The 22,301-nt window shown below is 59.8% G+C and carries 18 protein-coding genes; 1 reads left to right on the forward strand and 17 read right to left on the reverse strand.

What is annotated here, in order from left to right:
* Nucleotides 1-14 precede the first annotated feature (14 nt).
* On the reverse strand, nucleotides 15-1,127 hold the full coding sequence (locus tag AAGQ88_RS20740) for an S-(hydroxymethyl)glutathione dehydrogenase/class III alcohol dehydrogenase (RefSeq protein WP_093463370.1): 1,113 nt from the start codon (nucleotides 1,125-1,127) through the stop codon (nucleotides 15-17).
* Nucleotides 1,128-1,230: 103 nt separating this feature from the next.
* Here AAGQ88_RS20740 and AAGQ88_RS20745 point away from each other — a divergent pair, with 103 nt between their 5' ends.
* A complete protein-coding gene (locus AAGQ88_RS20745; RefSeq protein ID WP_342653432.1) occupies nucleotides 1,231-2,124 on the forward strand; it encodes a LysR family transcriptional regulator in 894 nt (297 codons plus the stop codon).
* A gap of 45 nt (nucleotides 2,125-2,169) precedes the next feature.
* Here AAGQ88_RS20745 and ispD read toward each other — a convergent pair whose 3' ends face one another.
* From ispD to rseP, 16 genes are all read right to left on the reverse strand, one after another.
* Nucleotides 2,170-2,880 carry a 2-C-methyl-D-erythritol 4-phosphate cytidylyltransferase gene (gene ispD, locus AAGQ88_RS20750; protein WP_342653433.1) on the reverse strand — a complete coding sequence of 237 codons (711 nt, stop codon included), beginning with the start codon at nucleotides 2,878-2,880 and terminating at the stop codon, nucleotides 2,170-2,172.
* Nucleotides 2,881-2,890: 10 nt separating this feature from the next.
* Entirely contained in the window at nucleotides 2,891-3,169 is a 279-nt protein-coding gene (gene ftsB / locus AAGQ88_RS20755) for a cell division protein FtsB (RefSeq protein ID WP_093464171.1), read from the reverse strand.
* Nucleotides 3,170-3,327: 158 nt separating this feature from the next.
* The gene (eno, locus tag AAGQ88_RS20760; RefSeq protein WP_093463361.1) at nucleotides 3,328-4,614 is read right to left on the reverse strand and encodes a phosphopyruvate hydratase; all 1,287 of its coding nucleotides are present in this window, start codon (nucleotides 4,612-4,614) and stop codon (nucleotides 3,328-3,330) included.
* Between the two features lie 171 nt (nucleotides 4,615-4,785).
* On the reverse strand, nucleotides 4,786-5,643 hold the full coding sequence (gene kdsA, locus AAGQ88_RS20765) for a 3-deoxy-8-phosphooctulonate synthase (protein WP_093463358.1): 858 nt from the start codon (nucleotides 5,641-5,643) through the stop codon (nucleotides 4,786-4,788).
* 15 nt (nucleotides 5,644-5,658) lie between these two features.
* Complete coding sequence (locus tag AAGQ88_RS20770; RefSeq protein ID WP_093463355.1) at nucleotides 5,659-7,290, reverse strand: CTP synthase; 1,632 nt, start codon at nucleotides 7,288-7,290, stop codon at nucleotides 5,659-5,661.
* A 271-nt stretch (nucleotides 7,291-7,561) separates the two neighbouring features.
* A complete protein-coding gene (gene tilS / locus AAGQ88_RS20775; RefSeq protein ID WP_342653434.1) occupies nucleotides 7,562-8,896 on the reverse strand; it encodes a tRNA lysidine(34) synthetase TilS in 1,335 nt (444 codons plus the stop codon).
* A 46-nt stretch (nucleotides 8,897-8,942) separates the two neighbouring features.
* Entirely contained in the window at nucleotides 8,943-9,890 is a 948-nt protein-coding gene (gene accA / locus AAGQ88_RS20780; protein WP_093463349.1) for an acetyl-CoA carboxylase carboxyl transferase subunit alpha, read from the reverse strand.
* 115 nt (nucleotides 9,891-10,005) lie between these two features.
* Complete coding sequence (dnaE, locus tag AAGQ88_RS20785) at nucleotides 10,006-13,527, reverse strand: DNA polymerase III subunit alpha (RefSeq protein ID WP_342653435.1); 3,522 nt, start codon at nucleotides 13,525-13,527, stop codon at nucleotides 10,006-10,008.
* Nucleotides 13,528-13,752: 225 nt separating this feature from the next.
* A complete protein-coding gene (gene rnhB / locus AAGQ88_RS20790) occupies nucleotides 13,753-14,394 on the reverse strand; it encodes a ribonuclease HII (RefSeq protein WP_285422367.1) in 642 nt (213 codons plus the stop codon).
* An 11-nt stretch (nucleotides 14,395-14,405) separates the two neighbouring features.
* Nucleotides 14,406-15,545, reverse strand: a complete 1,140-nt coding sequence (gene lpxB, locus AAGQ88_RS20795) for a lipid-A-disaccharide synthase (protein ID WP_342655852.1) — start codon at nucleotides 15,543-15,545, stop codon at nucleotides 14,406-14,408.
* Nucleotides 15,545-16,321, reverse strand: coding sequence for an acyl-ACP--UDP-N-acetylglucosamine O-acyltransferase (gene lpxA, locus AAGQ88_RS20800; protein WP_093463337.1), 777 nt, complete (start codon nucleotides 16,319-16,321; stop codon nucleotides 15,545-15,547). Before lpxA ends, lpxB begins: the two co-directional genes overlap by 1 nt.
* Nucleotides 16,318-16,758 carry a 3-hydroxyacyl-ACP dehydratase FabZ gene (gene fabZ, locus AAGQ88_RS20805; protein ID WP_093463334.1) on the reverse strand — a complete coding sequence of 147 codons (441 nt, stop codon included), beginning with the start codon at nucleotides 16,756-16,758 and terminating at the stop codon, nucleotides 16,318-16,320. Before fabZ ends, lpxA begins: the two co-directional genes overlap by 4 nt.
* 107 nt (nucleotides 16,759-16,865) lie before the next feature.
* Nucleotides 16,866-17,921 (reverse strand): UDP-3-O-(3-hydroxymyristoyl)glucosamine N-acyltransferase, encoded by a 1,056-nt coding sequence (gene lpxD / locus AAGQ88_RS20810; RefSeq protein ID WP_342653436.1) that lies wholly within the window; start codon nucleotides 17,919-17,921, stop codon nucleotides 16,866-16,868.
* A 4-nt stretch (nucleotides 17,922-17,925) separates the two neighbouring features.
* A complete protein-coding gene (locus AAGQ88_RS20815; protein ID WP_093463328.1) occupies nucleotides 17,926-18,429 on the reverse strand; it encodes an OmpH family outer membrane protein in 504 nt (167 codons plus the stop codon).
* A 46-nt stretch (nucleotides 18,430-18,475) separates the two neighbouring features.
* Nucleotides 18,476-20,848, reverse strand: coding sequence for an outer membrane protein assembly factor BamA (gene bamA / locus AAGQ88_RS20820; protein WP_342653437.1), 2,373 nt, complete (start codon nucleotides 20,846-20,848; stop codon nucleotides 18,476-18,478).
* 75 nt (nucleotides 20,849-20,923) lie between these two features.
* Nucleotides 20,924-22,276 carry a sigma E protease regulator RseP gene (gene rseP / locus AAGQ88_RS20825; RefSeq protein ID WP_342653438.1) on the reverse strand — a complete coding sequence of 451 codons (1,353 nt, stop codon included), beginning with the start codon at nucleotides 22,274-22,276 and terminating at the stop codon, nucleotides 20,924-20,926.
* Nucleotides 22,277-22,301: the final 25 nt, after the last annotated feature.

Genomic DNA, 22,301 nt, shown 5'->3' on the forward strand with positions numbered 1-22,301 from the left:
CTTGGGGCTGCTACTCAGAAGTGAATGACCGAACGGATGCTTTTGCCTTCGTGCATCAGGTCGAACGCCTCATTGATCTTGTCCAGACCCATGGTGTGGGTGATGAACGTGTCCAGCGGGATTTCGCCCGTCTGGGATTTTTCGACGTAGCTTGGCAGCTCGGTACGGCCTTTGACGCCACCGAACGCCGAACCGCGCCAGACGCGACCGGTGACCAGCTGGAACGGGCGAGTGGAGATTTCGTGGCCCGACGGTGCGACGCCGATGATCACCGACTCGCCCCACCCTTTGTGGCAGCATTCCAGTGCAGCCCGCATCAACTGCACGTTGCCAATGCACTCGAAGCTGTAATCCACGCCGCCATCGGTGAGTTCGACGATGACGTCCTGAATGGGCTTGCTGTGCTCTTTGGGGTTGATAAAGTCCGTGGCGCCAAGTTCGCGCGCCACATCGAATTTGGCCGGGTTGATGTCGATGGCAATGATGCGCGAGGCCTTGGCCATTTTTGCGCCGATGATCGCAGCCAGGCCGATACCGCCCAGGCCGAAGATCGCGACGGTCGCGCCTTCTTCGACTTTTGCCGTGTTCAACACCGCACCGATGCCGGTGGTCACGCCGCAGCCGAGCAGGCAGACCTTCTCCAGCGGCGCTTCCTTGGGAATCTTCGCCAGGGAAATTTCCGGTACGACGGTGTACTCGGAGAACGTCGAGCAGCCCATGTAGTGGTAAACCGGCTCGCCGTTGTAGCTGAAACGCGTGGTGCCGTCGGGCATCAGACCCTTGCCCTGAGTGGCGCGGACTTTCTGGCAGAGGTTGGTCTTGCCGGACTTGCAGAATTTGCACTCGCGGCATTCGGCGGTGTACAGCGGAATCACGTGATCACCCACTGCCAACGAGGTCACACCCTCGCCCACCGCTTCAACGATACCGCCACCTTCGTGCCCGAGAATGCACGGGAACACGCCCTCGGAATCGGCGCCGGACAGGGTGTAGGCATCGGTATGGCAGACGCCGGAAGCGACCGTGCGAATCAGAACCTCGCCGGCTTTCGGGGCCTCGACGTCGACCTCGACGATCTGCAGCGGTTGGTTGGGCGCGAAAGCAACGGCAGCACGTGACTTGATCATCATGATCTCCAGCGAAGTAAAAACGAACACGGAGTGTAAAGCAGTGCCGTTTGATTAATAATCCGACCGAAAGCAAAACATTACTGCTGTACGGGGATAATCGATGTTCGCCAATCGTTGGGAAGGTCTGGATGAATTCGTCGCCGTTGCTGAATGCGGGCAATTCACGGCGGCGGCAGAACGTCTGGGCTTGTCGTCGTCCCATGTCAGTCGGCAAATTGCCCGCCTTGAGGAACGTCTTCAAACGCGTCTGCTATACCGCAGCACCCGAAAGGTCGCGCTGACGGAAGCGGGACAAACCTTCCTTCACCACTGCCAGCGCCTGCAGGATGGCCGGGAAGAGGCATTGCGTGCCGTGAGCGACTTGACCAGCGAACCAAAGGGCCTGTTGCGCATGACCTGCGCGGTGGCCTACGGCGAGCGCTTCATCACGCCGCTGGTGACGCGCTTCATGGATGAACACCCTCAATTGCGCGTGGACATCGAGCTGACCAACAACACGCTCGATCTGCTGCATGAGGGCATGGACCTGGCGATCAGGCTGGGTCGGCTTCAGGAATCCAGGCTGGTGGCAACGCGTCTTGCGCCGAGGCGAATGTATTTCTGCGCTTCGCCGTCGTATCTCGAACGTTATGGACGGCCACACAGCGTGTCGGAATTGTCTCGGCACAACTGCCTCATCGGCAGTTCGGACAGTTGGTTATTGCAGCAGAACGGCCGCGAATTTTCTCAACGCGTGCAGGGAAACTGGCGCTGCAACAGCGGTCAGGCGGTGTTAGACGCAGCGTTGCAAGGGGTCGGGCTGTGTCAGCTGCCGGATTACTACGTGCTCGAACACCTCAAGAGCGGCGCATTGATCTCGCTGCTCGATGCTCATCAGCCGCCGAGCACTGCAGTGTGGGCGCTGTACCCGCAGCAGCGGCACCTGTCGCCGAAGGTGAGAAAACTGGTGGATTATCTGAAGACGGGATTGGCGTTGCGGCCGGAATATCGTTGAAGCGCCACGCTCCCACAGAAATCTGCGCTTACCACCGGCAGCTGATCAGCGGGAAAAATCACCCCGCCGCTGACGCAGCCATTCCAGGTCTTCCGGCCGGGTGACTTTGATGTTGTCCGCGCGGCCTTCGATAAGGCGCGGCGAGTGCCCTGCCCACTCGATCGCCGAGGCTTCGTCGGTGATCGACACATTCGAGACAAGGCCGTCGGCCAGCGCGCGATGCAGCGCGCCAAGTCTAAACATCTGCGGCGTGTAGGCCTGCCATATGAAGCTGCGATCCACCGTTTCCGCCACGCGACCACTGGCGTCGGCGCGCTTGAGGGTGTCTTTGGCGGGAACGGCGAGCAACCCGCCGACCGGATCGCCCGCCAGCTCCGCCAGTAGATGGTCGAGGTCCGAGCGCGCCAGATTCGGTCGCGCAGCATCGTGCACCAGGACCCAGTCATTGTCATCGGCGCCACTGGCGTGCAGATGAAGCAGCGCGTTGAGCACCGAATCCGCACGCTCCTTGCCGCCAGCGACTTGCTGTATCCGGGAATCCAGCGCGCAAGGCAAGGTAGGCCAATAAGGATCATCCACAGCCAGACTGATCACCAGGCCCTTGAGCCGGGGATGATCGAGAAAGCAAAGCAGGCTGTGTTCAAGAATCGTGAGGCCGCCCAGTTGCAGATACTGCTTGGGACGGTCTGCCGCCATGCGTGCGCCAACGCCCGCTGCGGGAATCACTGCCCAGAAGGCAGGAAGGGATCGAGTCATTACGCCAACATCACTGTGCCAACTGATAAAGGGTCTCGCCGTCCTTGACCATGCCCAGCTCGTGGCGGGCACGTTCTTCAACGGTCTCCAGGCCTTTTTTCAGCTCCAGCACTTCCGCGTCCATGACCCGGTTGCGCTCCAGCAAAGCTTCATTTTCGGCATGTTGATCGGCGATTTGCTGGGTCAGACTGGCCACCTGCGCAAGGCTGCCATTACCCACCCACAGGCGATATTGCAGACCAGCGAGCAGCAAAAGCAGAACGAGGAACAACCAGTTAGGACTGCGCATTGTGAATATCTGATACCCGGTGAAGAAGACAGCAAAATCGACCAATTCAAATGCCCAAGAGCCCGGCGGTCACCGGGCTCGTGGATCAGGACATCAGGACACGTGGCGATTTACGCGAAATGTCCTACAGCGCCTGCTGCCTTTTTACCATCTTGCACTTAACCGCGAAACTCGCTGCGGCCACGGTACACAGCTTTTGCGCCCAACTGCTCTTCGATGCGCAGCAGCTGGTTGTACTTGGCGATACGATCGGAGCGGCTCAGCGAACCGGTCTTGATCTGGCCTGCCGAAGTGCCCACTGCCAGATCGGCGATGGTGGAATCTTCGGTTTCGCCGGAGCGGTGCGAGATCACAGCGGTGTAACCGGCAGCCTTGGCCATCTGGATGGCTTCCAGCGTTTCGGTCAGGGTGCCGATCTGGTTGAACTTGATCAGGATCGAGTTACCGATCTTCTTCTCGATGCCTTCTTTCAGGATCTTGGTGTTGGTCACGAACAGGTCGTCGCCCACCAGCTGGATCTTGTCGCCGATCTTGTCGGTGAGAATCTTCCAGCCGTCCCAGTCGGATTCGTCCAGGCCGTCTTCGATCGAGATGATCGGGTGTTTGCTGACCAGATCGGCCAGATAGTCGGCAAAACCGGCGGAATCGTATTCGCCTTCTTCGCTCAGGGTGTACTTGCCGTTCTTGTAGAACTCGCTGGCAGCGCAGTCCAGCGCCAGGGTCACGTCGGTGCCCAGCGTGTAGCCGGCGTTCTTCACGGCCTCGGCGATGGCGTCCAGTGCGTCGGCGTTGGAGTTCAGGTTGGGCGCGAAACCACCTTCGTCACCCACGGCGGTGTTCAGACCGCGTGCCTTGAGCACGGCTTTGAGGTGGTGGAAAATCTCGGTGCCCCAGCGCAGGCCTTCGGCGAAGGTCTTCGCGCCCACTGGCTGAACCATGAATTCCTGGATGTCGATGTTGTTATCGGCATGCTCGCCACCGTTGATGATGTTCATCATCGGGACCGGCATCGAGTAGACACCTGGCGTGCCGTTGAGGTTGGCAATGTGCGCGTACAGCGGCAGATCCTGATCCTGAGCGGCAGCTTTGGCAGCGGCCAGGGAGACAGCGAGGATGGCGTTGGCGCCCAGGCTGGCTTTGTTTTCGGTGCCGTCGAGCTGGATCATCGCGTGGTCCAGTGCCTTCTGGTCAACCGGGTCCTTGCCCAGCAGCAGGTCGCGGATCGGGCCATTGATATTGGCCACAGCCTTGAGAACGCCTTTGCCCATGTAACGGCTCTTGTCGCCATCACGCAGCTCAAGTGCTTCACGCGAGCCGGTGGAAGCACCGGACGGCGCGCATGCACTGCCGATGATGCCGTTGTCGAGGAGCACATCTGCTTCCACGGTGGGATTGCCACGGGAGTCGAGAACTTCACGACCTTTGATGTCGACGATTTTTGCCATTGTTGTTAACACTCCAAGATTGACGAAAACGACGCAGCAGGGAAAACGATTCGGCGTCTCAGGGCTCTAGGACAACGGGCAGGCCCCAAAACGACAAATTTCCCGACCCATTGGTCGGGAAAATAACGAACGGCACTCTACCGGAGGGCTCGGCGCCGGTGAAGCGGGTTTTTAAGCCGTTTCGATCGTCGGGAAGGCCTTGACCAGATCGTCCAGCGCCTTGAGCTGAGTCAGGAATGGCTCGAGCTTGTTCAGACGCAGCGCGCATGGACCATCGCATTTGGCGTTATCCGGATCCGGATGGGCCTCGAGGAACAGTCCCGCCAGGCCCTGACTGATGCCGGCCTTGGCCAGATCGGTGACTTGGGCGCGACGACCGCCAGCGGAATCGGAACGGCCGCCCGGCATCTGCAACGCGTGCGTCACGTCGAAGAACACCGGGTATTCGAAGGCTTTCATGATGCCGAAGCCGAGCATATCGACCACGAGGTTGTTGTAGCCGAAGCTCGAACCACGCTCGCACAGGATCAACTGGTCATTACCCGCTTCTTCACACTTGTTCAGGATGTGTTTCATCTCCTGAGGCGCGAGGAACTGGGCTTTCTTGATGTTGATCACGGCGCCGGTCTTGGCCATCGCCACGACCAGATCGGTCTGGCGGGACAGGAAGGCCGGCAGCTGAATGATGTCGCAGACCTCGGCAACGGCAGCCGCCTGATCCGGCTCGTGCACGTCGGTGATCACCGGCACGCCGAACGTGCTTTTGATCTCTTCGAAAATGCGCATGCCTGCTTCCAGGCCCGGGCCGCGATAGGACGTCACGGAAGAACGGTTGGCTTTGTCGAAGCTGGCCTTGAAAACGTAAGGGATCCCGAGCTTCTCGGTCACCCGCACGTATTCCTCACAGACCTGCATGGCCATGTCACGGGATTCCAGGACGTTCATGCCGCCGAACAAGACCATTGGCTTATCGTTGGCGATATCAATGCCCTTGTCGGCGGAACCGACGCGGATGATTTTCTGTGCCATGTAATGAATTCCCTATCAGGCGTTCTTCTGATGTTGAGCGAGCGCGGCCTTGACGAAACCACTGAACAGCGGGTGGCCATCGCGAGGCGTGGAGGTGAATTCAGGGTGGAACTGACAGGCCACGAACCACGGATGATCGGCAGACTCGACCACTTCGACCAGCGCGCCGTCGCCGGAGCGACCGGATACTTTCAGGCCGGCTTCGATCAGTTGCGGCAGCAGCTTGTTGTTCACCTCGTAGCGGTGACGGTGACGCTCGACGATGACGTCGTTGGCGTAGCAATCGTGTACCAGGGAGCCCGGCTCAAGCTGGCATTCCTGCGCGCCCAGGCGCATGGTGCCGCCCAGATCGGAGGCTTCGGTACGGGTTTCGACTGCGCCGGTCGCGTCTTCCCACTCGGTGATCAGACCCACGACAGGGTGCCCGCTGGTGCGGTCGAACTCGGTGGAGTTGGCGTCTTTCCAGCCCAGCACGTTACGTGCGAACTCGATGACGGCCACCTGCATGCCCAGGCAGATGCCCAGGTACGGAACCTTGTTTTCGCGAGCGAACTGCACCGCAGTGATCTTGCCTTCGACGCCGCGCAGACCGAAGCCGCCCGGCACCAGGATGGCATCCACGCCTTCGAGCAGGCCGGTGCCCTGATTTTCGATGTCTTCGGAATCGATGTAGCGCAGGTTGACCTTGGTGCGATTGGTGATGCCGGCATGGCTCATCGCTTCGATCAGCGATTTGTAAGCGTCCAGCAGTTCCATGTACTTGCCGACCATGGCGATGGTGACTTCGTGCTCCGGATTAAGCTTGGCATCGACAACCTTGTCCCACTCGGACAGGTCGGCGCCGGCGCATTGCAGACCGAAACGCTCTACGACGAAATCGTCCAGGCCCTGCGAATGCAGGATGCCCGGGATCTTGTAGATGGTGTCGGCATCTTCCAGCGCGATGACCGCACGCTCTTCGACGTTGGTGAACTGAGCGATCTTGCGGCGCGACGAGACGTCGATGGCATGGTCGGAACGGCAGATCAGCACATCAGGCTGCAGGCCAATGGAGCGCAATTCCTTGACCGAGTGCTGGGTAGGCTTGGTCTTGGTTTCGCCGGCAGTGGCGATGTAGGGCACCAGCGTCAGGTGCATCAGCATCGCGCGCTTGGCGCCGACTTCGAAGCGCAACTGGCGGATGGCTTCCAGGAATGGTTGTGATTCGATGTCACCCACGGTGCCACCGATTTCCACCAGGGCCACGTCGGCATCGCCGGCGCCCTTGATGATGCGACGCTTGATCTCATCGGTGATGTGCGGAATCACCTGAATGGTCGCGCCCAGATAATCACCACGGCGCTCTTTGCGCAGGACGTGTTCGTACACACGGCCAGTGGTGAAGTTGTTGTTCTGGGTCATGGTGGTGCGGATGAAACGCTCGTAGTGACCCAGGTCCAGGTCGGTCTCGGCGCCGTCGTGGGTGACGAACACTTCACCGTGCTGGAACGGGCTCATGGTGCCCGGATCGACGTTGATGTAGGGGTCCAGCTTGAGCATGGTGACCTTAAGTCCCCTCGCCTCCAGGATGGCCGCCAATGAAGCCGAGGCAATGCCTTTCCCCAATGAAGAAACAACACCGCCCGTGACGAAGATGTAGCGCGTCATGAAAAACCCTAGAAGTCTGCGTTAAAGCGGTCAGAGCCGCCGGGGAAAGCGAAGGAAGGCCGAAGCCCCCGATGACCTGCGTGTCTCACAGTGCTGTTCAGAATCTGTTGCGCCAGAAAAAGCGACTGACCACAGGAAGGTCTGTCCATTGCTCGCCACATTTTGAGAATCGCCCAGTAAAGACTGGCTGGTAATCGGCAACTTGCATCGTTCCGAAAGGATCGACATAAGCTGTATCAAGAAGGGAGCGTAGTCTACCGGAAACGCCCTTTCAGCTCAAACTTTGGTCATTCGTCGGTGGTTGCCAGTGCAATCGCCAGTCGCCACGGGGCCCGGCGTCCAGTCCGGGCAAGTTGGCCACGGCCAATAATTGCTCACCGCGATACAGCAGCGGCAATCGGCCGCGCAAAAAAACCGGCACGCCTTTTTCGTTGAGCAGCCGCTTGAGATCCCGGCGCCCGCGGTCCGGCACATCGAAGGTCTCTCCGCCTTGCCGATAGTGCACGTGCAAGCCGCCAACAGGGGCCGAGCCGACGATCTGCAACATGCCGTTGCCCGGCAGGGTCAGCGGCTGCGAAGACAGCGACCAGTGCTGCGAGCCGGCAACATCCTTGAGCCAGATCCCGGACAACCACCAGATCCGTCCCTCGGCGCGATGCACCTGACCGTCGGCGAGGCGCCAGATCGGCCGGCCGTCAGGGCCTGCATCACGCAACGAATCCCAGCCTGCCCAGTGATCGGTATCCGGTAAACGGGTCAGCGGTGTCAGCCAGTGGCGTAAGGCATTGCGCTGTCTGGCGTCGGATAACATCTCCAGCGGTGCCAGTTCCAGCGAGGGCAGATCCAGCCACGGCCACGGACATGGCGTTTCGGCCTGAGCCAGATCTTGCTGCGCCAGCTCGACCAGCAATGCCTGCGCCTCAGCCAGATGTGCAGCGCTGCGGGTCATGCTGGCCACAGCCTGCGGCCAACGCGCCGTCAGCATGGGCATCACGTGATTGCGCAGGTAGTTGCGTGAAAAGCGGCTGTCATGATTGCTCGGGTCCTCGATCCAGCTCAGACCCTGCTCCCGGGCATACGCTTCAAGCGTTGTTCTGGACTCCTCGAGCAACGGACGAAACAGCCGGCCCTCCCCGACGATTCGTGCCTCAGGCATCGCCGCCAGACCACGCACTCCAGCGCCTCGCAATAATCGGAACAGCAGCGTTTCAGCCTGATCATCGCGGTGCTGCGCGGTCAGCAGCACTTCGCCGCGCTCAAGCACGTCATTGAAAGCGTCATAACGGGCATTGCGCGCGGCTTGCTCGAGGCTCGCGCCGGGCTTCACGGTGACATCGATGACCTGCAACGGTATGCCCAGAATCTGACAGACCTGACGACAATGTCCCGGCCAGGACTTGGCGACAGCCTGCAGGCCGTGATGAACGTGAATGGCAATCAAAGGGGGAAGGCGCTGTTGTTTCGAGAGATCCGACAGCAGATGCAGCAGGACGGTGGAATCCAGACCACCGGAGAAGGCGATGCGCCAAGCCGCTGCGTCGCGCCAGGGGGACAGGCGCGACAGCAGACGCTTGGATAAGTCTTTCTTGATGTCCGGCTTGGTCATGCGGGTCAACCTTTCAAGCTGGCCGGACCTCAGAAAAAGACTCCGGTTATACGCCGTAACTCATCAGGCGCTCGTAGCGGCGAGCCAGCAGCTCATCGTTACCGAACTTCTTGAGCATTGCCAACTGACTGCTCAACTCTTCACGAATCGATGCAGCGGCGGCGGCCGGATCACGATGTGCGCCACCCAATGGCTCGTTGATCACCTTGTCAACGATACCCAACCCTTTCAGGCGCTCGGCGGTAATGCCCATCGCTTCAGCGGCATCCGGTGCCTTCTCGGCCGTTTTCCACAGGATCGAGGCGCAGCCTTCCGGCGAGATCACCGCGTAAGTGGAATATTGCAGCATGTTCAACTGGTCGCAGACACCAATCGCCAGCGCGCCGCCCGAACCACCTTCACCGATGACGGTGGCAATGATCGGAGTCTTCAGGCGGGCCATGACGCGCAGGTTCCAGGCAATCGCTTCGCTCTGGTTGCGCTCTTCGGCGTCGATGCCCGGGTAGGCGCCCGGCGTGTCGATGAAGGTCAGGATCGGCATCTTGAAGCGCTCGGCCATTTCCATCAGACGGCAGGCCTTGCGGTAGCCCTCCGGACGCGGCATACCGAAGTTACGGCGAACCTTCTCGCGCACCTCGCGGCCTTTCTGGTGACCGATTACCATCACAGGCTGATCGTCGAGGCGGGCAATACCGCCGACGATTGCTGCGTCGTCGGAGAAGTGGCGATCGCCATGCAACTCGTCAAACTCGGTGAAGATGTGTTCGATGTAATCCAGTGTGTACGGACGACGCGGATGACGCGCCATGCGCGCGATCTGCCAACTGGTCAGGTTGCCGAAAATGCTTTCGGTGAGCGTATTGCTCTTCTCTTGCAGTCGAGAGATTTCGTCGCCGATGTTCAGCGAGTTGTCATTGCCTACCAGACGCAGCTCTTCAATCTTGGCTTGCAGGTCAGCAATCGGCTGTTCGAAATCCAGAAAATTCGGGTTCATAGGCATCCGTCTTGGGTCGACGGCCAAGAGGCCGGCCGGTTGATCCGTAAGCGCCATACCTTAAAGGAGCAGGCGCCTTTCGGTCGAGTTTAAAAAATTCTGAGCTGATCAGCGTTCAGCGATACTGCAGGAAGACGTTCTCTCGTCCGAACTGGTCACGCAGGGCCTGAATCAGGCTGTCTGCGGGATCGATCCGCCACGCTTCGCCAAACTGCAACAACGCCTTGGCCTCCTGCCCGGTGTAATCGAGCGTGATCGGACACGCTCCCCGGTGCTTCCTGCACAGGTCGCCCAGCCAGCGTAGACGATCGCCCTTGAGCGCTTCGCTATGCACGGTCAGACGCAAACTTTCGGCCAGCCCCGTACGCGCCTCTTCCAGGCTCATCACCCGTTTGGCACGCAAACGCAGGCCGCCGGAGAAATCATCGGAGCTGACTTCCCCCTCCACCACCACCATCGCGTCGGTCTGCAACAGCGACTGGGCCGAATGAAACGCATCGGCGAACAGCGAGGCTTCGATGCGTCCGGAGCGGTCATCGAGGGTGATGAAACCCATCTTGTCGCCCTTTTTGTTCTTCATCACGCGCAGCGCGATGATCAGCCCCGCGACGGTCTGAGTGTCCCGCGCCGGTTTCAGATCGACGATACGCTGACGGGCGAACCGTCTGATCTCACCTTCGTATTCGTCGATCGGATGCCCCGTGAGGTACAGGCCCAGCGTTTCCTTTTCGCCGCGAAGGCGCTCCTTGAGAGTGACCTCCTTGGCATTGCGATGGTTCGCATAAACATCGGCGTCCGCTTCGACGAACAAACCGCCAAACAGGTCGGCATGACCACTGTCGTGACTGCGCGCGGTCTGCTCGGCGGCCTGGATCGCTTCTTCCAGAGCCGCCAGCAGGACGCCGCGGTTGCGGTCGATGTTGGCTTGATACTGTTTGGGCTCCTCAAAGAAGAACGGGCCCAGACGGTCCAGCGCGCCGCTGCTGATCAGGCCGCCCAACGTGCGTTTGTTGACGCGCTTGAGGTCGATGCGCGCACAGAAGTCGAACAGATCGTTGAACGGGCCCGCCTGACGCGCTTCGGTGATCGCCTCGACCGGCCCCTCGCCCACGCCCTTGATAGCGCCGAGGCCATAGACGATCCGGCCTTCGTCGTTCACGGTGAACTTGAATTCCGAGTTGTTCACGTCCGGCGCGTCCAGGCGCAGCTTCATGGTCCGCACTTCCTCGATCAAGGTCACGACCTTGTCGGTGTTGTGCATGTCCGCCGACAACACGGCGGCCATGAACGGCGCCGGATAGTGCTTCTTCAGCCACGCGGTCTGGTACGAAACCAGTCCGTATGCCGCGGAGTGGGACTTGTTGAAGCCGTAACCGGCGAATTTTTCAACCAGGTCGAAAATGTTACCGGCAAGGTCCGGATCGATATTATTGGTCTTGCAACCTTCGATGAAGCCGCCGCGTTGCTTGGCCATCTCCTCGGGCTTCTTCTTGCCCATGGCGCGACGCAGCATGTCCGCACCGCCCAGCGTATAGCCGGCCATGACCTGAGCGATCTGCATCACCTGTTCCTGATACAGGATGATGCCGTAGGTCGGCGCCAATACCGGCTTCAGCCCCTCGTACTGGTAGTCGACGTGCGGGTACGACAGCTCGGCGCGGCCGTGTTTGCGGTTGATGAAGTCATCCACCATGCCCGATTGCAAGGGGCCCGGACGGAACAGCGCCACCAGTGCGATGAGGTCTTCGAGGCAGTCGGGCTTGAGCTTTTTGATCAGCTCCTTCATGCCGCGGGATTCGAGCTGGAACACCGCCGTGGTTTCGGCTTTCTGCAACAGGTCGTAGGTCGGCGCGTCGTCCAGCGGGATGAACGCGATGTCCAGCGGCTCCTCGCCCACCTTGGCGCGGTCGCGGTTGATGGTTTTCATCGCCCAGTCGATGATCGTCAGGGTGCGCAGGCCGAGGAAGTCGAACTTCACCAACCCGGCAGCTTCGACGTCATCCTTGTCGAACTGGGTCACCAGACCGCTGCCCTCTTCGTCGCAGTAAATGGCCGCGAAGTCGGTGAGTTTGGTCGGCGCGATCACCACGCCACCGGCGTGCTTGCCGACATTACGCACGACGCCTTCGAGCTTGCGCGCCATCTCCCAGATTTCAGCGCCTTCCTCGTCGGTCTTGAGGAAGTCACGCAGGATTTCTTCCTGTTCGTAGGCCTTTTCCAAGGTCATGCCGACTTCGAACGGGATCATTTTCGACAGGCGATCCGCCAGACCGAATGACTTGCCCTGCGCCCGCGCCACGTCACGCACCACCGCCTTGGCCGCCATCGAACCGAAGGTAATGATCTGGCTCACCGCATTGCGGCCGTATTTATCGGCCACGTATTCGATCACGCGGTCGCGGCCGTCCATGCAGAAGTCGACGTCGAAGTCGGGCATCGATACCCGCTCGGGGTTCAGGAACCGTTCGAACAGCAGGTCATATTGCAGCGGGTCCAGGTCGGTGATCTTCTGCACGTAGGCAACCAGCGAACCGGCACCCGACCCACGGCCCGGCCCCACCGGCACGCCGTTGTTCTTGGCCCACTGAATGAAGTCCATAACGATCAGGAAGTAACCGGGGAATCCCATCTGGATGATGATATCCAGCTCGAAATTCAGTCGGTCGACATAGACCTGTCGCTTGGCTTCATAGTCGGGTGTCGTTTCCTTGGGCCACAGCACCGCGAGGCGCTCCTCGAGGCCTTCGAACGACACTTTGCGGAAATACTCGTCGATGGTCAGGCCATCGGGAATCGGGAAGTTGGGCAGGAAGTGCTTGCCCAGCTTGACCTCGATGTTGCAGCGCTTGGCGATCTCAACCGTGTTGGCCAGCGCGTCCGGCAGATCGCTGAACAGCTCGGCCATCTCCTCGGCACTTTTGAGGTATTGCTGATCGCTGTAATTGTGCGAACGACGCGGGTCGTCCAGCGCCCGGCCCTCGCCGATGCAGACGCGTGTCTCGTGGGCTTCGAAATCTTCCTGCTTGATGAAGCGCACATCGTTGGTCGCCACCAGCGGCGCGCCGTGCCGATCGGCCAGGGCGACGGCAGCGTGCAGGTGCTCTTCATCGTTGATGCGATTGGTGCGCTGGACCTCGACATAGAATCGGTCCGGGAAAACGCTCATCCACTCTTTGAGCAGGTGGTCGGCCTCAGCCGGATTACCGCCCAGCAAGGCCATGCCGATTTCGCCTTCTTTGGCCGCCGACAAGGCAATCAACCCTTCGCTGGCTTCGGCGACCCACTCGCGCTCGATCACCACCAGGCCATTACGCTGACCATCCATGAAGCCGCGCGAGATCAGCTCGGTCAGGTTCAGGTAGCCTTTCGGGTTCATCACCAGCAGGCTGAGGCGGCTGAGCGGCGCCTCGCGATCACGACCCGCGAGCCAGATGTCAGCGCCGCAGATCGGCTTGATTCCCGCGCCCATGGTCGCTTTATAGAATTTGACCAGCGAACACAGGTTGTTCTGGTCGGTCACCGCTACCGCAGGCATGTTCATGCCGGTCAACGCCTTGACCAGCGGCTTGACCCGGACCAGACCGTCAACCAGAGAGTATTCGGTGTGCAGGCGTAGATGAACGAAAGAAGCCGGCATGGGTGATCCTAATAGCGCACAGAAAACGAAGGCCGGATTGTACCGGCCTCAGGAAAAACATTCGATAAGCCAACCGACCCTGTCAGCAGTACGAAGTGTGTTGCAGTGGACGTGAGAAACCTTCATCCGCCATTGGCCGGCGGTGAGGCTGTCCCAGTCGCTGAAATGCCTCTGGTCGGGACGGCCCACAGATTGAGCCGCTGCTGCGAAACGTCAGTGCCGGCATCAACTCAGCGGCAGCGAGGTAAAACCCGTGGCGATCATCATGTCCCGTGCCTCGTAAGCCGCACGTACCGGGGCAAAGGATCGCCGGTGAATCGGCGTAGGCCCCAGCCGCGCCAGGGCTTCCAGGTGGACCGGGGTCGGATAGCCCTTGTGCCCGCCAATCCCGTAACCGGGATACAGCAGCTCCATCTTCGCCATCTCGCGGTCGCGGCTCACCTTCGCCAGGATCGACGCGGCGGCGATGGCCGGGACCTGGGCATCGCCCTGAATGACCGGCGCGCTGGGAACCGAAAGCTGCGGACAGCGATTGCCGTCGATCAGTGCCAGTTTAGGAACGATGAGCAACCCTTCGACGGCACGCTTCATGGCCAGCATGGTGGCGTGCAGGATATTGAGCTCGTCAATTTCTTCCACTTCTGCCCGTGCAATGTGCCAGCACAACGCCTTTTCGCAGATCTCATCGAACAGTTTTTCGCGCTTGGCCTCGGTGAGTTTTTTCGAGTCGTTGAGGCCCAGAATGGGGCGTTTCGGGTCCAGGATGACAGCAGCCGTGACAACCGCACCACACAGTGGACCGCGACCGACTTCGTCGACACCGGCCACCAGATCCTCGACCAGGTTGAAGTCCAGACCCATTTGCATTGATTGCACACTCATTGTGAAGGTGACGCGCCGATCAGGTTCAATACTGCTTCCGCTGCCTGATTGGAGGCATTACGACGCAAGGTTCGGTGAATTTCGTCGAAGCCGGCGGTCTGCTCCGCGCCGTTGTCGAGCAATGGCAGCAGTGTCTGCGCCAGTGCCTGCGCGGTCGCAGCGTCCTGCAGCAGTTCTGGAACCAGCAAACGCCGGGCCAACAGATTCGGCAACGACACGTACGGACTTTTCACCATCCGCTTGAGTATCCAGTAGGTCAGCGGCGCCAGACGATAGGCAACCACCATCGGCCTTTTGTACAGCAGCGCCTCCAGCGTGGCGGTGCCCGAGGCAATGAGCACCGCATCGCATGCCGCCAGCGCCAGATGAGACTGACCGTCGAGCAGCGTCAGCGGAAGATTTCGCCCCTGCAGCAATTGCTCGATCTGCGCCCGGCGTTGAGGGCTTGCGCACGGCAGGACGAAACGGATGCCGGGCCGCAAGGCCAATAATCGCTCGGCGGTGTCGAAAAACAACGCGCCCAGGCGGCCGACTTCGCCTGCACGACTGCCAGGCATCAGCGCAACCACCGACCCGTCGCCCAGCCCGAGCTGCGCTCGAGCGTCGGCACGATCGGCGTGCAGCGGAATGGTGTCAGCCAGCGGATGCCCGACGAAGCGCACCGGAACGCCTTTTTCTTCGTAGAACCGCGCCTCGAACGGCAACAGCGTGAGCATAAGATCGCAACCTTCGCGGATCTTGAAGACGCGTTTCTGCCGCCACGCCCAGACCGACGGGCTGACATAGTGAACGGTCTTGATGCCCGCCTGACGCAGTTTGAGTTCGATATTGAGCGTGAAATCCGGGGCGTCGATGCCGATGAACACATCGGGCCTTGCATCGATCAGGTTCTGGATCAGCAGTTTGCGGCGTGCCATCAACTCCTTGAGTCGGCCCAGCACTTCGACGAGGCCCATGACCGACAGGCGCTCCATGGGAAAGCTGGACTGCATGCCCTGCGCTTCCATGAGCGGGCCGCCGACGCCGATGAACTGCACATCAGGGTGGCGCGCCTTGATTGCGCGCATCAGACCCGAACCCAGGATGTCGCCAGAGGCTTCTCCGGCGACCAGCGCTATACGCAAGGCACTCATGATTAACGGGTGATGCCGCGGGTCGAGGTCTGAATGGACTCAAGGAACAACGCGACTTCGGGGAACTGCGCCGCAGGTTCGGCCAGCTCGACGATCGCCTGCTCCACCGTCAGCCCTTGACGGTACACGGTCTTGTAAGCGCGGCGCAGCGCGTGAATAGCATCGTCCGAGAAGCCACGACGACGCATGCCTTCGAAATTCATGCTGCGCGCTTCGGCAGGGTTACCGAACACGGTGACGAACGCCGGAACGTCCTTGCCGATCGCGGTGCCCATTCCCGAGAAGCTGTGGGCGCCGATGTGGCAATACTGATGCACCAGCGTAAAACCGGACAGAATCGCCCAGTCATCGACGTGAACGTGCCCGGCCAATGCCGTGTTGTTGACCAGGATGCAATGGTTGCCGATGACGCTGTCGTGACCGATGTGAGCGTAGGCCATGATCAGGTTGTGATCGCCAATCGTCGTTTCGGCGCGATCCTGGATGGTGCCCCGGTGAATGGTCACGCCTTCACGGATCACGTTGTGATCACCGATCACCAGCCGCGTCGCTTCACCTTTGTACTTCAGATCAGGCGTGTCCTCACCCACCGAGGAGAACTGGTAGATGTGGTTGTTCTTGCCGATTTTGGTCGGGCCGCGCAGGATCACGTGCGGGCCTATCACTGTACCCTCGCCAATTTCCACACCGGGTCCGACGATCGACCACGGGCCGACCTCCACATTGTCGGCCAGCACGGCCGTCGGATCGATGATTGCGCGAGAGTCAATCAAACTCATAGCTTACGTTCCGCACAGATGATTTCGGCGGAGCAGACCGGCTTGCCGTCTACCGAAGCCTGGCACTCGAACTTCCAGATCTGACGCTTGCAGCTGATGAACTTGGCTTCAAGGATCAGTTGGTCGCCCGGCAGCACTGGCTGGCGGAAACGCAGCTTGTCGGAGCCGACGAAATAGTAAAGCGTGCCATCGGCCGGCTTCACGTCAAGCATCTTGAAACCCAGGATACCCGCCGCCTGCGCCATGGCTTCGATGATCAGCACACCCGGCATGATCGGATGCTGGGGGAAATGCCCGTTGAAGAATGGCTCGTTGATGCTGACATTCTTGTAGGCACGAATGCTTTTATTCTCAACATCCAGCTCCACCACACGGTCCACGAGCAGGAACGGGTAACGGTGAGGCAGATATTCGCGGATTTCGTTGATGTCCATCATTTCGAGAGGAAGCCTGTAGTAAAGATTGGGAGTGCGACTAACGCGGCACCCCTCTAGCAAATCAAGGAGGCAGTTATCGGCTGTGCACGCTTGATAAGAAAAAGGTATCAGCCATCAGATGACGCTTTACCGCCTGAGGTCACTGCCTCGACAATCTTTTCCAGCTGTTGCAGTCGTCGCGACATGTCGTCGAGCTGACGGATCCGTGCTGCACTCTTGCGCCATTCCGCAGCCGGCTGCATCGCCGTCCCCGAAGAATAGGAACCAGGCTCGGTGATCGAACGGGTCACCATGGTCATCCCGGTGATGAAAACGCCGTCACAGATGTCGATGTGCCCGACAAGCCCGACACCGCCTGCCAGCATGCAATGCTTGCCGATTTTGGCGCTGCCGGAAATTCCGACACAGGCCGCCATGGCCGTGTGATCGCCGACCTGCACGTTGTGGGCGATCTGAATCTGGTTGTCCAGTTTCACGCCATTGCCAATACGCGTGTCGTCCATGGCCCCACGGTCGATGGCGGTATTCACGCCGATCTCCACGTCGTCACCGATGGTCACGCCACCGATCTGCGCGATCTTCTGCCAGACGCCTTTTTCGTTGGCGAAGCCGAAGCCTTCGCCGCCGAGCACGGCGCCGGATTGAATCACCACCCGCTGCCCGATACGCACGTCGTGATACAGCGTGACGCGCGGAGCCAGCCAGCCACCCTCGCCGATCACGCTGCGTGCGCCGATGAAGCAGTGAGCGCCGATGGTCACGCCTGCCGCGATCCGGGCGCCGCTTTCGATGACGGCATAAGGACCGATGCTGGCGGCCGCGTCGACCACCGCATCGTCAGCGACGACCGCAGTGGGATGGATACCTGCCGCCGCCTTGGGTTTGGGATCGAACAGGTGAGAAATGCGCGCGTAAGCCAGATAGGGGTCGGCGACCATCAACGCGTCGCCCGCATACCCCTCGGCATCCGCCGGCTTGAGCAGCACGGCAGCGGCCTGTGTGGCGGGCAGGAATTTGCGATATTGGGGGTTGGCCAGGAAACTGACCTGACTTGGACCGGCCTCCTGCAAGGTGGCCAGTCCAGTGATCTGCTTGTCCGCCGGGCCACGCAACGTGGCGCCGAGGAACTCGGCCAACTGGCCGAGCGTGATGATCGCGGTCATGAATTTACTTCAGCTGGTTCATGCGCTCGATGACCTGGCGAGTGACGTCGTACTGAGGCTTGACATCAATCACGGCACCGCGCTCGAACACCAGGTCGAAACCGCCTTTCTTGATCACTTCTTCAACGGCTTGATCCAGCTTCGGCTTCAGTTGTTTCAGCATGTCACGGTCAGCAACAGCCTTGGCTTCGTTCAGTTCCTTGGACTGGAACTGGAAGTCACGGGCCTTCTGCTTGAAGTCCAGTTCCAGACGCTCACGCTCAGGCTGGGCCATCTTGTCGCCACCCGCGACCAGACGATCCTGAATGCCTTTGGCGCTGCTTTCCAGTGCCTTGAGCTTGGTCAGTTGAGGACCGAATTTCTTCTCTGCATCTACCGCGTATTTCTTGGCTGCGTCGGACTCGAGCAACGCCATCTGGTAGTTCAGGACTGCGATTTTCATGTCAGCAAATGCCGGGCCTGCTACCAGAACCGTCGCCAGCAATGCCAATTGGGTCAACTTACGCACGATGTAACTCCTACAGAATCCGTTGTCGTTTGCAGTGATCAGACCCTTAGAAGGTCTGACCGAGAGAGAATTGGAAGACCTGGGTTTCGGTGCTGTCGTCCGGCTTCTTGACCGGCATAGCCAGGGCGAAACTCAAAGGACCCAATGCGGTGATCCAGGTCACGCCAACACCGACCGAGCTGGCCAGACCGGAAAGGTCAGGGCCGTTACACTCGACCTTCTCGCCGTCGAGCGTGGTCTTCTGCGAGCCGCAGTTGGTGTTGAAAACGTTACCGACGTCCCAGAACAGCGAGGTACGCAGCGAACGCTGGTCCTTGATGAACGGAAGCGGGAAGAGAATCTCGGCACCGCCGGTGATCAAGACGTTACCACCGAACGGCAGCGGATCCTGATCCGGGTCTGCCAGGGTGCCACGGCTACCGCTACTCGGGGTACTGCGTGGACCCAGCGTGCTGTCCTTGAAGCCACGAACCGAGTTGAAGCCACCGGCGTAGTAGTTCTCGTAGAACGGCAGACCGGAAGTCGAACCGTAACCATCACCGTAACCCAGCTCCGAGTGCAGACGCAGGGTGTAATTGGTGGAGATCGGGTGGAACAACTGACCGCGATAATCAAGTTTGTAGAACGACAGGTCGCTGCCCGGAATGGTGGTTTCCAGCGTCAGGCTCTGGGAATGACCACGGGTCGGCAAGGTGCCTTTGTTCAAGGTCGATTCGGACCAGCCGACAGACGCTTTGAAGTTGGTGAAGCTGTCGCCTTCCTTGTCGATGAAGTCGAAGATCTCGTCGACGGTGTATTTACCGGTGCTCAGCTCGTCCTTCTGGACCGACAGGCCGAAGTTCAGGCGCGCCGTCTCGCTGATCGGGTAGCCCATGTTGATACCGGCACCCAGGCTGTCTACCGAGTAGCTGGCAACGTCGACGTCCAGGTCGTCGTAATCGGTCTTGCGGTAGAACGCGCTGTAACCCAGGCTCACACCGTCCGGCGTGAAGTACGGATCGACGTAGCTGAAGTTGTAGCGGGTCTGGTATTCACTTTTGGTCAGGCCGATGCTGACCTTGTTACCGGTACCCAGGAAGTTGTTCTGGCTGATCGAACCACCCAGGATCAGACCCGCACTCTGTGCGAAACCGACGCTGGCGGTGATCGAACCGGAGGCCTGCTCTTCCACTGCGTAGTTGACGTCCACCTGATCATCGGTGCCCGGCACCGCAGGAGTTTCGACGTTCACTTCCTTGAAGAAGCCCAGACGGTCCAGACGGGTTTTGGACTGGTCGATCAGGTAGGTCGAAGCCCAGCCGCCTTCCATCTGACGCATCTCGCGACGCAGTACTTCGTCCGCGGTCTTGGTGTTGCCACGGAAATTGATGCGGTTGACGTAGGCGCGCTTGCCCGGATCGACAGCGAACAGGATGTCGACGGTGTGATCTTCATCGTTCGGGGTCGGAACGCCGTTGACGTTGGCGAAGGTATAACCCTCGTTACCCAGACGACGGGTGATCAGCTCGGAGGTCGTGGTCATGACCTTACGGGAGAACACCTGACCCGGCTTGACCAGCAGCAGCGACTGGATCTGGTCTTCCGGAACCTTGAGGTCACCGCTCAGCTTGACCGACTTGACGCTGTACTTCTCGCCTTCATGAATGTTGACGGTGATGTACACGCTTTTCTTGTCAGGCGTGATGGAGACCTGAGTCGAGGCGATATCCATGTTGATATAGCCGCGGTCGAGGTAGTACGAACGCAGACGTTCCAGGTCGCCGGACAGTTTTTCGCGGGCGTACTTGTCGTCGTTCTTGAAGAAGGAAAGCCAGTTGGTGGTTTTCAGCTCGAACAGATCGACCAGATCCTGCTCGGGGAAAACGGAGTTACCCACCACGTTGATGTGCTGGATCGCCGCCACGGCGCCTTCATTGATGTTGATCTTGAGGCCAACGCGGTTGCGCGGTTGAGGGACGACTTCAGTGGCGACTTCTGCCGAATAGCGGCCTTGAGCTACGTATTGACGCTGCAGTTCGTTACGAACGCCTTCCAGGGTTGCACGCTGGAAAATCTCGCCTTCTGCCAGACCCGACTGCTTCAGACCCTTCATCAGGTCTTCAGTGGTGATCGCCTTGTTACCTTCGATCTCGATGCTGGAAACCGATGGGCGCTCGACCACGGTAATGACCAGGACGTTACCGTCGCGGCCCAGCTGGATATCCTGGAAAAACCCGGTTTTGAACAGCGCACGCGTTGCGTCGACCAGACGCGCGTCATCGGCCTGTTCACCCACGTTCAACGGCAACGCACCAAACACGCTGCCCGCGGAAACCCGCTGCAGGCCGTTGACACGGATATCGGAGATAGTGAAGGACTCGGCGTGAACTTCGGCGATCATCAGTACGGCAAGAACCGCAGTTAGCAGCAGACGTTTCATGAAGTCCTTTCTTATTCCAACTGGCAATAAACAAACTGCCGCAAAATGCGGCAGATTCACAATTCGGCGTAGCTTTTACAGTCGTCCCAGATCGTTGACCAGTGCGAGCAACATGACTCCAACCACCAGACTTATTCCGATCTGAACCCCCCAACCCTGCACCTTTTCCGACAGTGGTCGACCACGCGCCCACTCGATCAGATAAAACAGCAAGTGCCCCCCGTCCAACACTGGAATGGGCAGCAAATTGAGAACCCCCAGGCTTATGCTCAGATAAGCAAGGAAATTCAAGAAGTCACCTACACCTGACTGGGCCGAAGCGCCCGCCACTTTAGCAATGGTTATCGGTCCGCTCAAGTTTTTTACCGACAGCTCGCCGAACAACATTTTCTTCAGCGAATCGAGGGTCAGCACACTCATGGTCCAGGTACGCCGGGCACCCTCCGCAACCGCCGCCAACGGGCCATAACTGACCTCGCGCAGCATCTCCGGTGGCCAGTCCACGCCCTTCACACCGGCGCCAAGGTAACCCGTTGCCGCCTTGCCGTCGCCATGAGCGACGAGCGTGACGGGCACATCGATCTGAGCGCCATCGCGCTCCACGCGCAAAGAAATGCTTGTATCGGGGCGGACACGAACCCAGTCCACGACCTGCTGCCATTCGTCGAAAGGCTGACCATTGGCGGCCAACAGACGATCACCGGTTTTCAGGCCTGCTGCCTGTGCCGGGCCTTTTGGATCGAGCTCGGCAAGCACGGGTGCCAGCGCTGGACGCCATGGCCGGATGCCCAGGGAGCGAATCGGATCAGGCTCATCGGCGCCCTTGAGCCAGTTATCCAGCACCAGCGCATGTGCGGTTTCCACGTCGGAACCCTGGTCACGCACCTTCAGTGCGATGCTGCCGCTTTCACCCAGTCTGCGCACCAGCTGCAGGTTCACTGCCGCCCAGCCGGAGGTGGCCTGGCCATCTACTGAAACAATTTCCTGACCGGAAGTCAGGCCAGCCTTCTGCGCGATACTGCCGGTTTCGACACCACCAATGACCGGACGCACCTGCTGGCTGCCCAGCATCGCGAGTACCCAGAAAAATACAATGGCCAGGAGAAAGTTGGCGACAGGCCCCGCGATGACGATCGCGATGCGCTTGTAAACCGATTTGCGATTGAAGGACTGATCGACGAGCTCAGGCGGAACATCGCCTTCACGCTCATCGAGCATCTTGACGTAACCGCCCAGCGGGATGGCCGCAACGACGAACTCAGTCCCCTTGCGATCGTGCCAGCGCAGCAACGGCGTGCCGAAGCCGACGGAGAATCTCAACACCTTGACGCCACAACGCCTGGCCACCCAGAAATGGCCAAACTCGTGAAAGGTCACCAGCACACCCAAGGCAACCAGGGTGCCGACTATCATATATAGCGCGCTCATCACTGTTCTCCGGGTTCCGGTTTGA

The sequence above is a fragment of the Pseudomonas sp. F3-2 genome, assembly GCF_038804275.1.
Lineage (GTDB): Bacteria > Pseudomonadota > Gammaproteobacteria > Pseudomonadales > Pseudomonadaceae > Aquipseudomonas.

What these genes read in the sequence shown, in the direction of transcription:
- fabZ (WP_093463334.1), bottom strand. Translation starts at nt 16,758, where the DNA reads ATGATGGACATCAACGAAATCCGCGAATATCTGCCTCACCGTTACCCG.
- tilS (WP_342653434.1), bottom strand. Translation starts at nt 8,896, where the DNA reads ATGACCAAGCCGGACATCAAGAAAGACTTATCCAAGCGTCTGCTGTCG.
- bamA (WP_342653437.1), bottom strand. Translation starts at nt 20,848, where the DNA reads ATGAAACGTCTGCTGCTAACTGCGGTTCTTGCCGTACTGATGATCGCC.
- kdsA (WP_093463358.1), bottom strand. Translation starts at nt 5,643, where the DNA reads ATGGCACAGAAAATCATCCGCGTCGGTTCCGCCGACAAGGGCATTGAT.
- lpxD (WP_342653436.1), bottom strand. Translation starts at nt 17,921, where the DNA reads ATGACCGCGATCATCACGCTCGGCCAGTTGGCCGAGTTCCTCGGCGCC.
- accA (WP_093463349.1), bottom strand. Translation starts at nt 9,890, where the DNA reads ATGAACCCGAATTTTCTGGATTTCGAACAGCCGATTGCTGACCTGCAA.
- lpxA (WP_093463337.1), bottom strand. Translation starts at nt 16,321, where the DNA reads ATGAGTTTGATTGACTCTCGCGCAATCATCGATCCGACGGCCGTGCTG.
- ispD (WP_342653433.1), bottom strand. Translation starts at nt 2,880, where the DNA reads ATGACTCGATCCCTTCCTGCCTTCTGGGCAGTGATTCCCGCAGCGGGC.
- AAGQ88_RS20740 (WP_093463370.1), bottom strand. Translation starts at nt 1,127, where the DNA reads ATGATCAAGTCACGTGCTGCCGTTGCTTTCGCGCCCAACCAACCGCTG.
- eno (WP_093463361.1), bottom strand. Translation starts at nt 4,614, where the DNA reads ATGGCAAAAATCGTCGACATCAAAGGTCGTGAAGTTCTCGACTCCCGT.
- AAGQ88_RS20770 (WP_093463355.1), bottom strand. Translation starts at nt 7,290, where the DNA reads ATGACGCGCTACATCTTCGTCACGGGCGGTGTTGTTTCTTCATTGGGG.
- rseP (WP_342653438.1), bottom strand. Translation starts at nt 22,276, where the DNA reads ATGAGCGCGCTATATATGATAGTCGGCACCCTGGTTGCCTTGGGTGTG.
- dnaE (WP_342653435.1), bottom strand. Translation starts at nt 13,527, where the DNA reads ATGCCGGCTTCTTTCGTTCATCTACGCCTGCACACCGAATACTCTCTG.
- rnhB (WP_285422367.1), bottom strand. Translation starts at nt 14,394, where the DNA reads ATGCAAATGGGTCTGGACTTCAACCTGGTCGAGGATCTGGTGGCCGGT.
- ftsB (WP_093464171.1), bottom strand. Translation starts at nt 3,169, where the DNA reads ATGCGCAGTCCTAACTGGTTGTTCCTCGTTCTGCTTTTGCTGCTCGCT.
- AAGQ88_RS20745 (WP_342653432.1), top strand. Translation starts at nt 1,231, where the DNA reads ATGTTCGCCAATCGTTGGGAAGGTCTGGATGAATTCGTCGCCGTTGCT.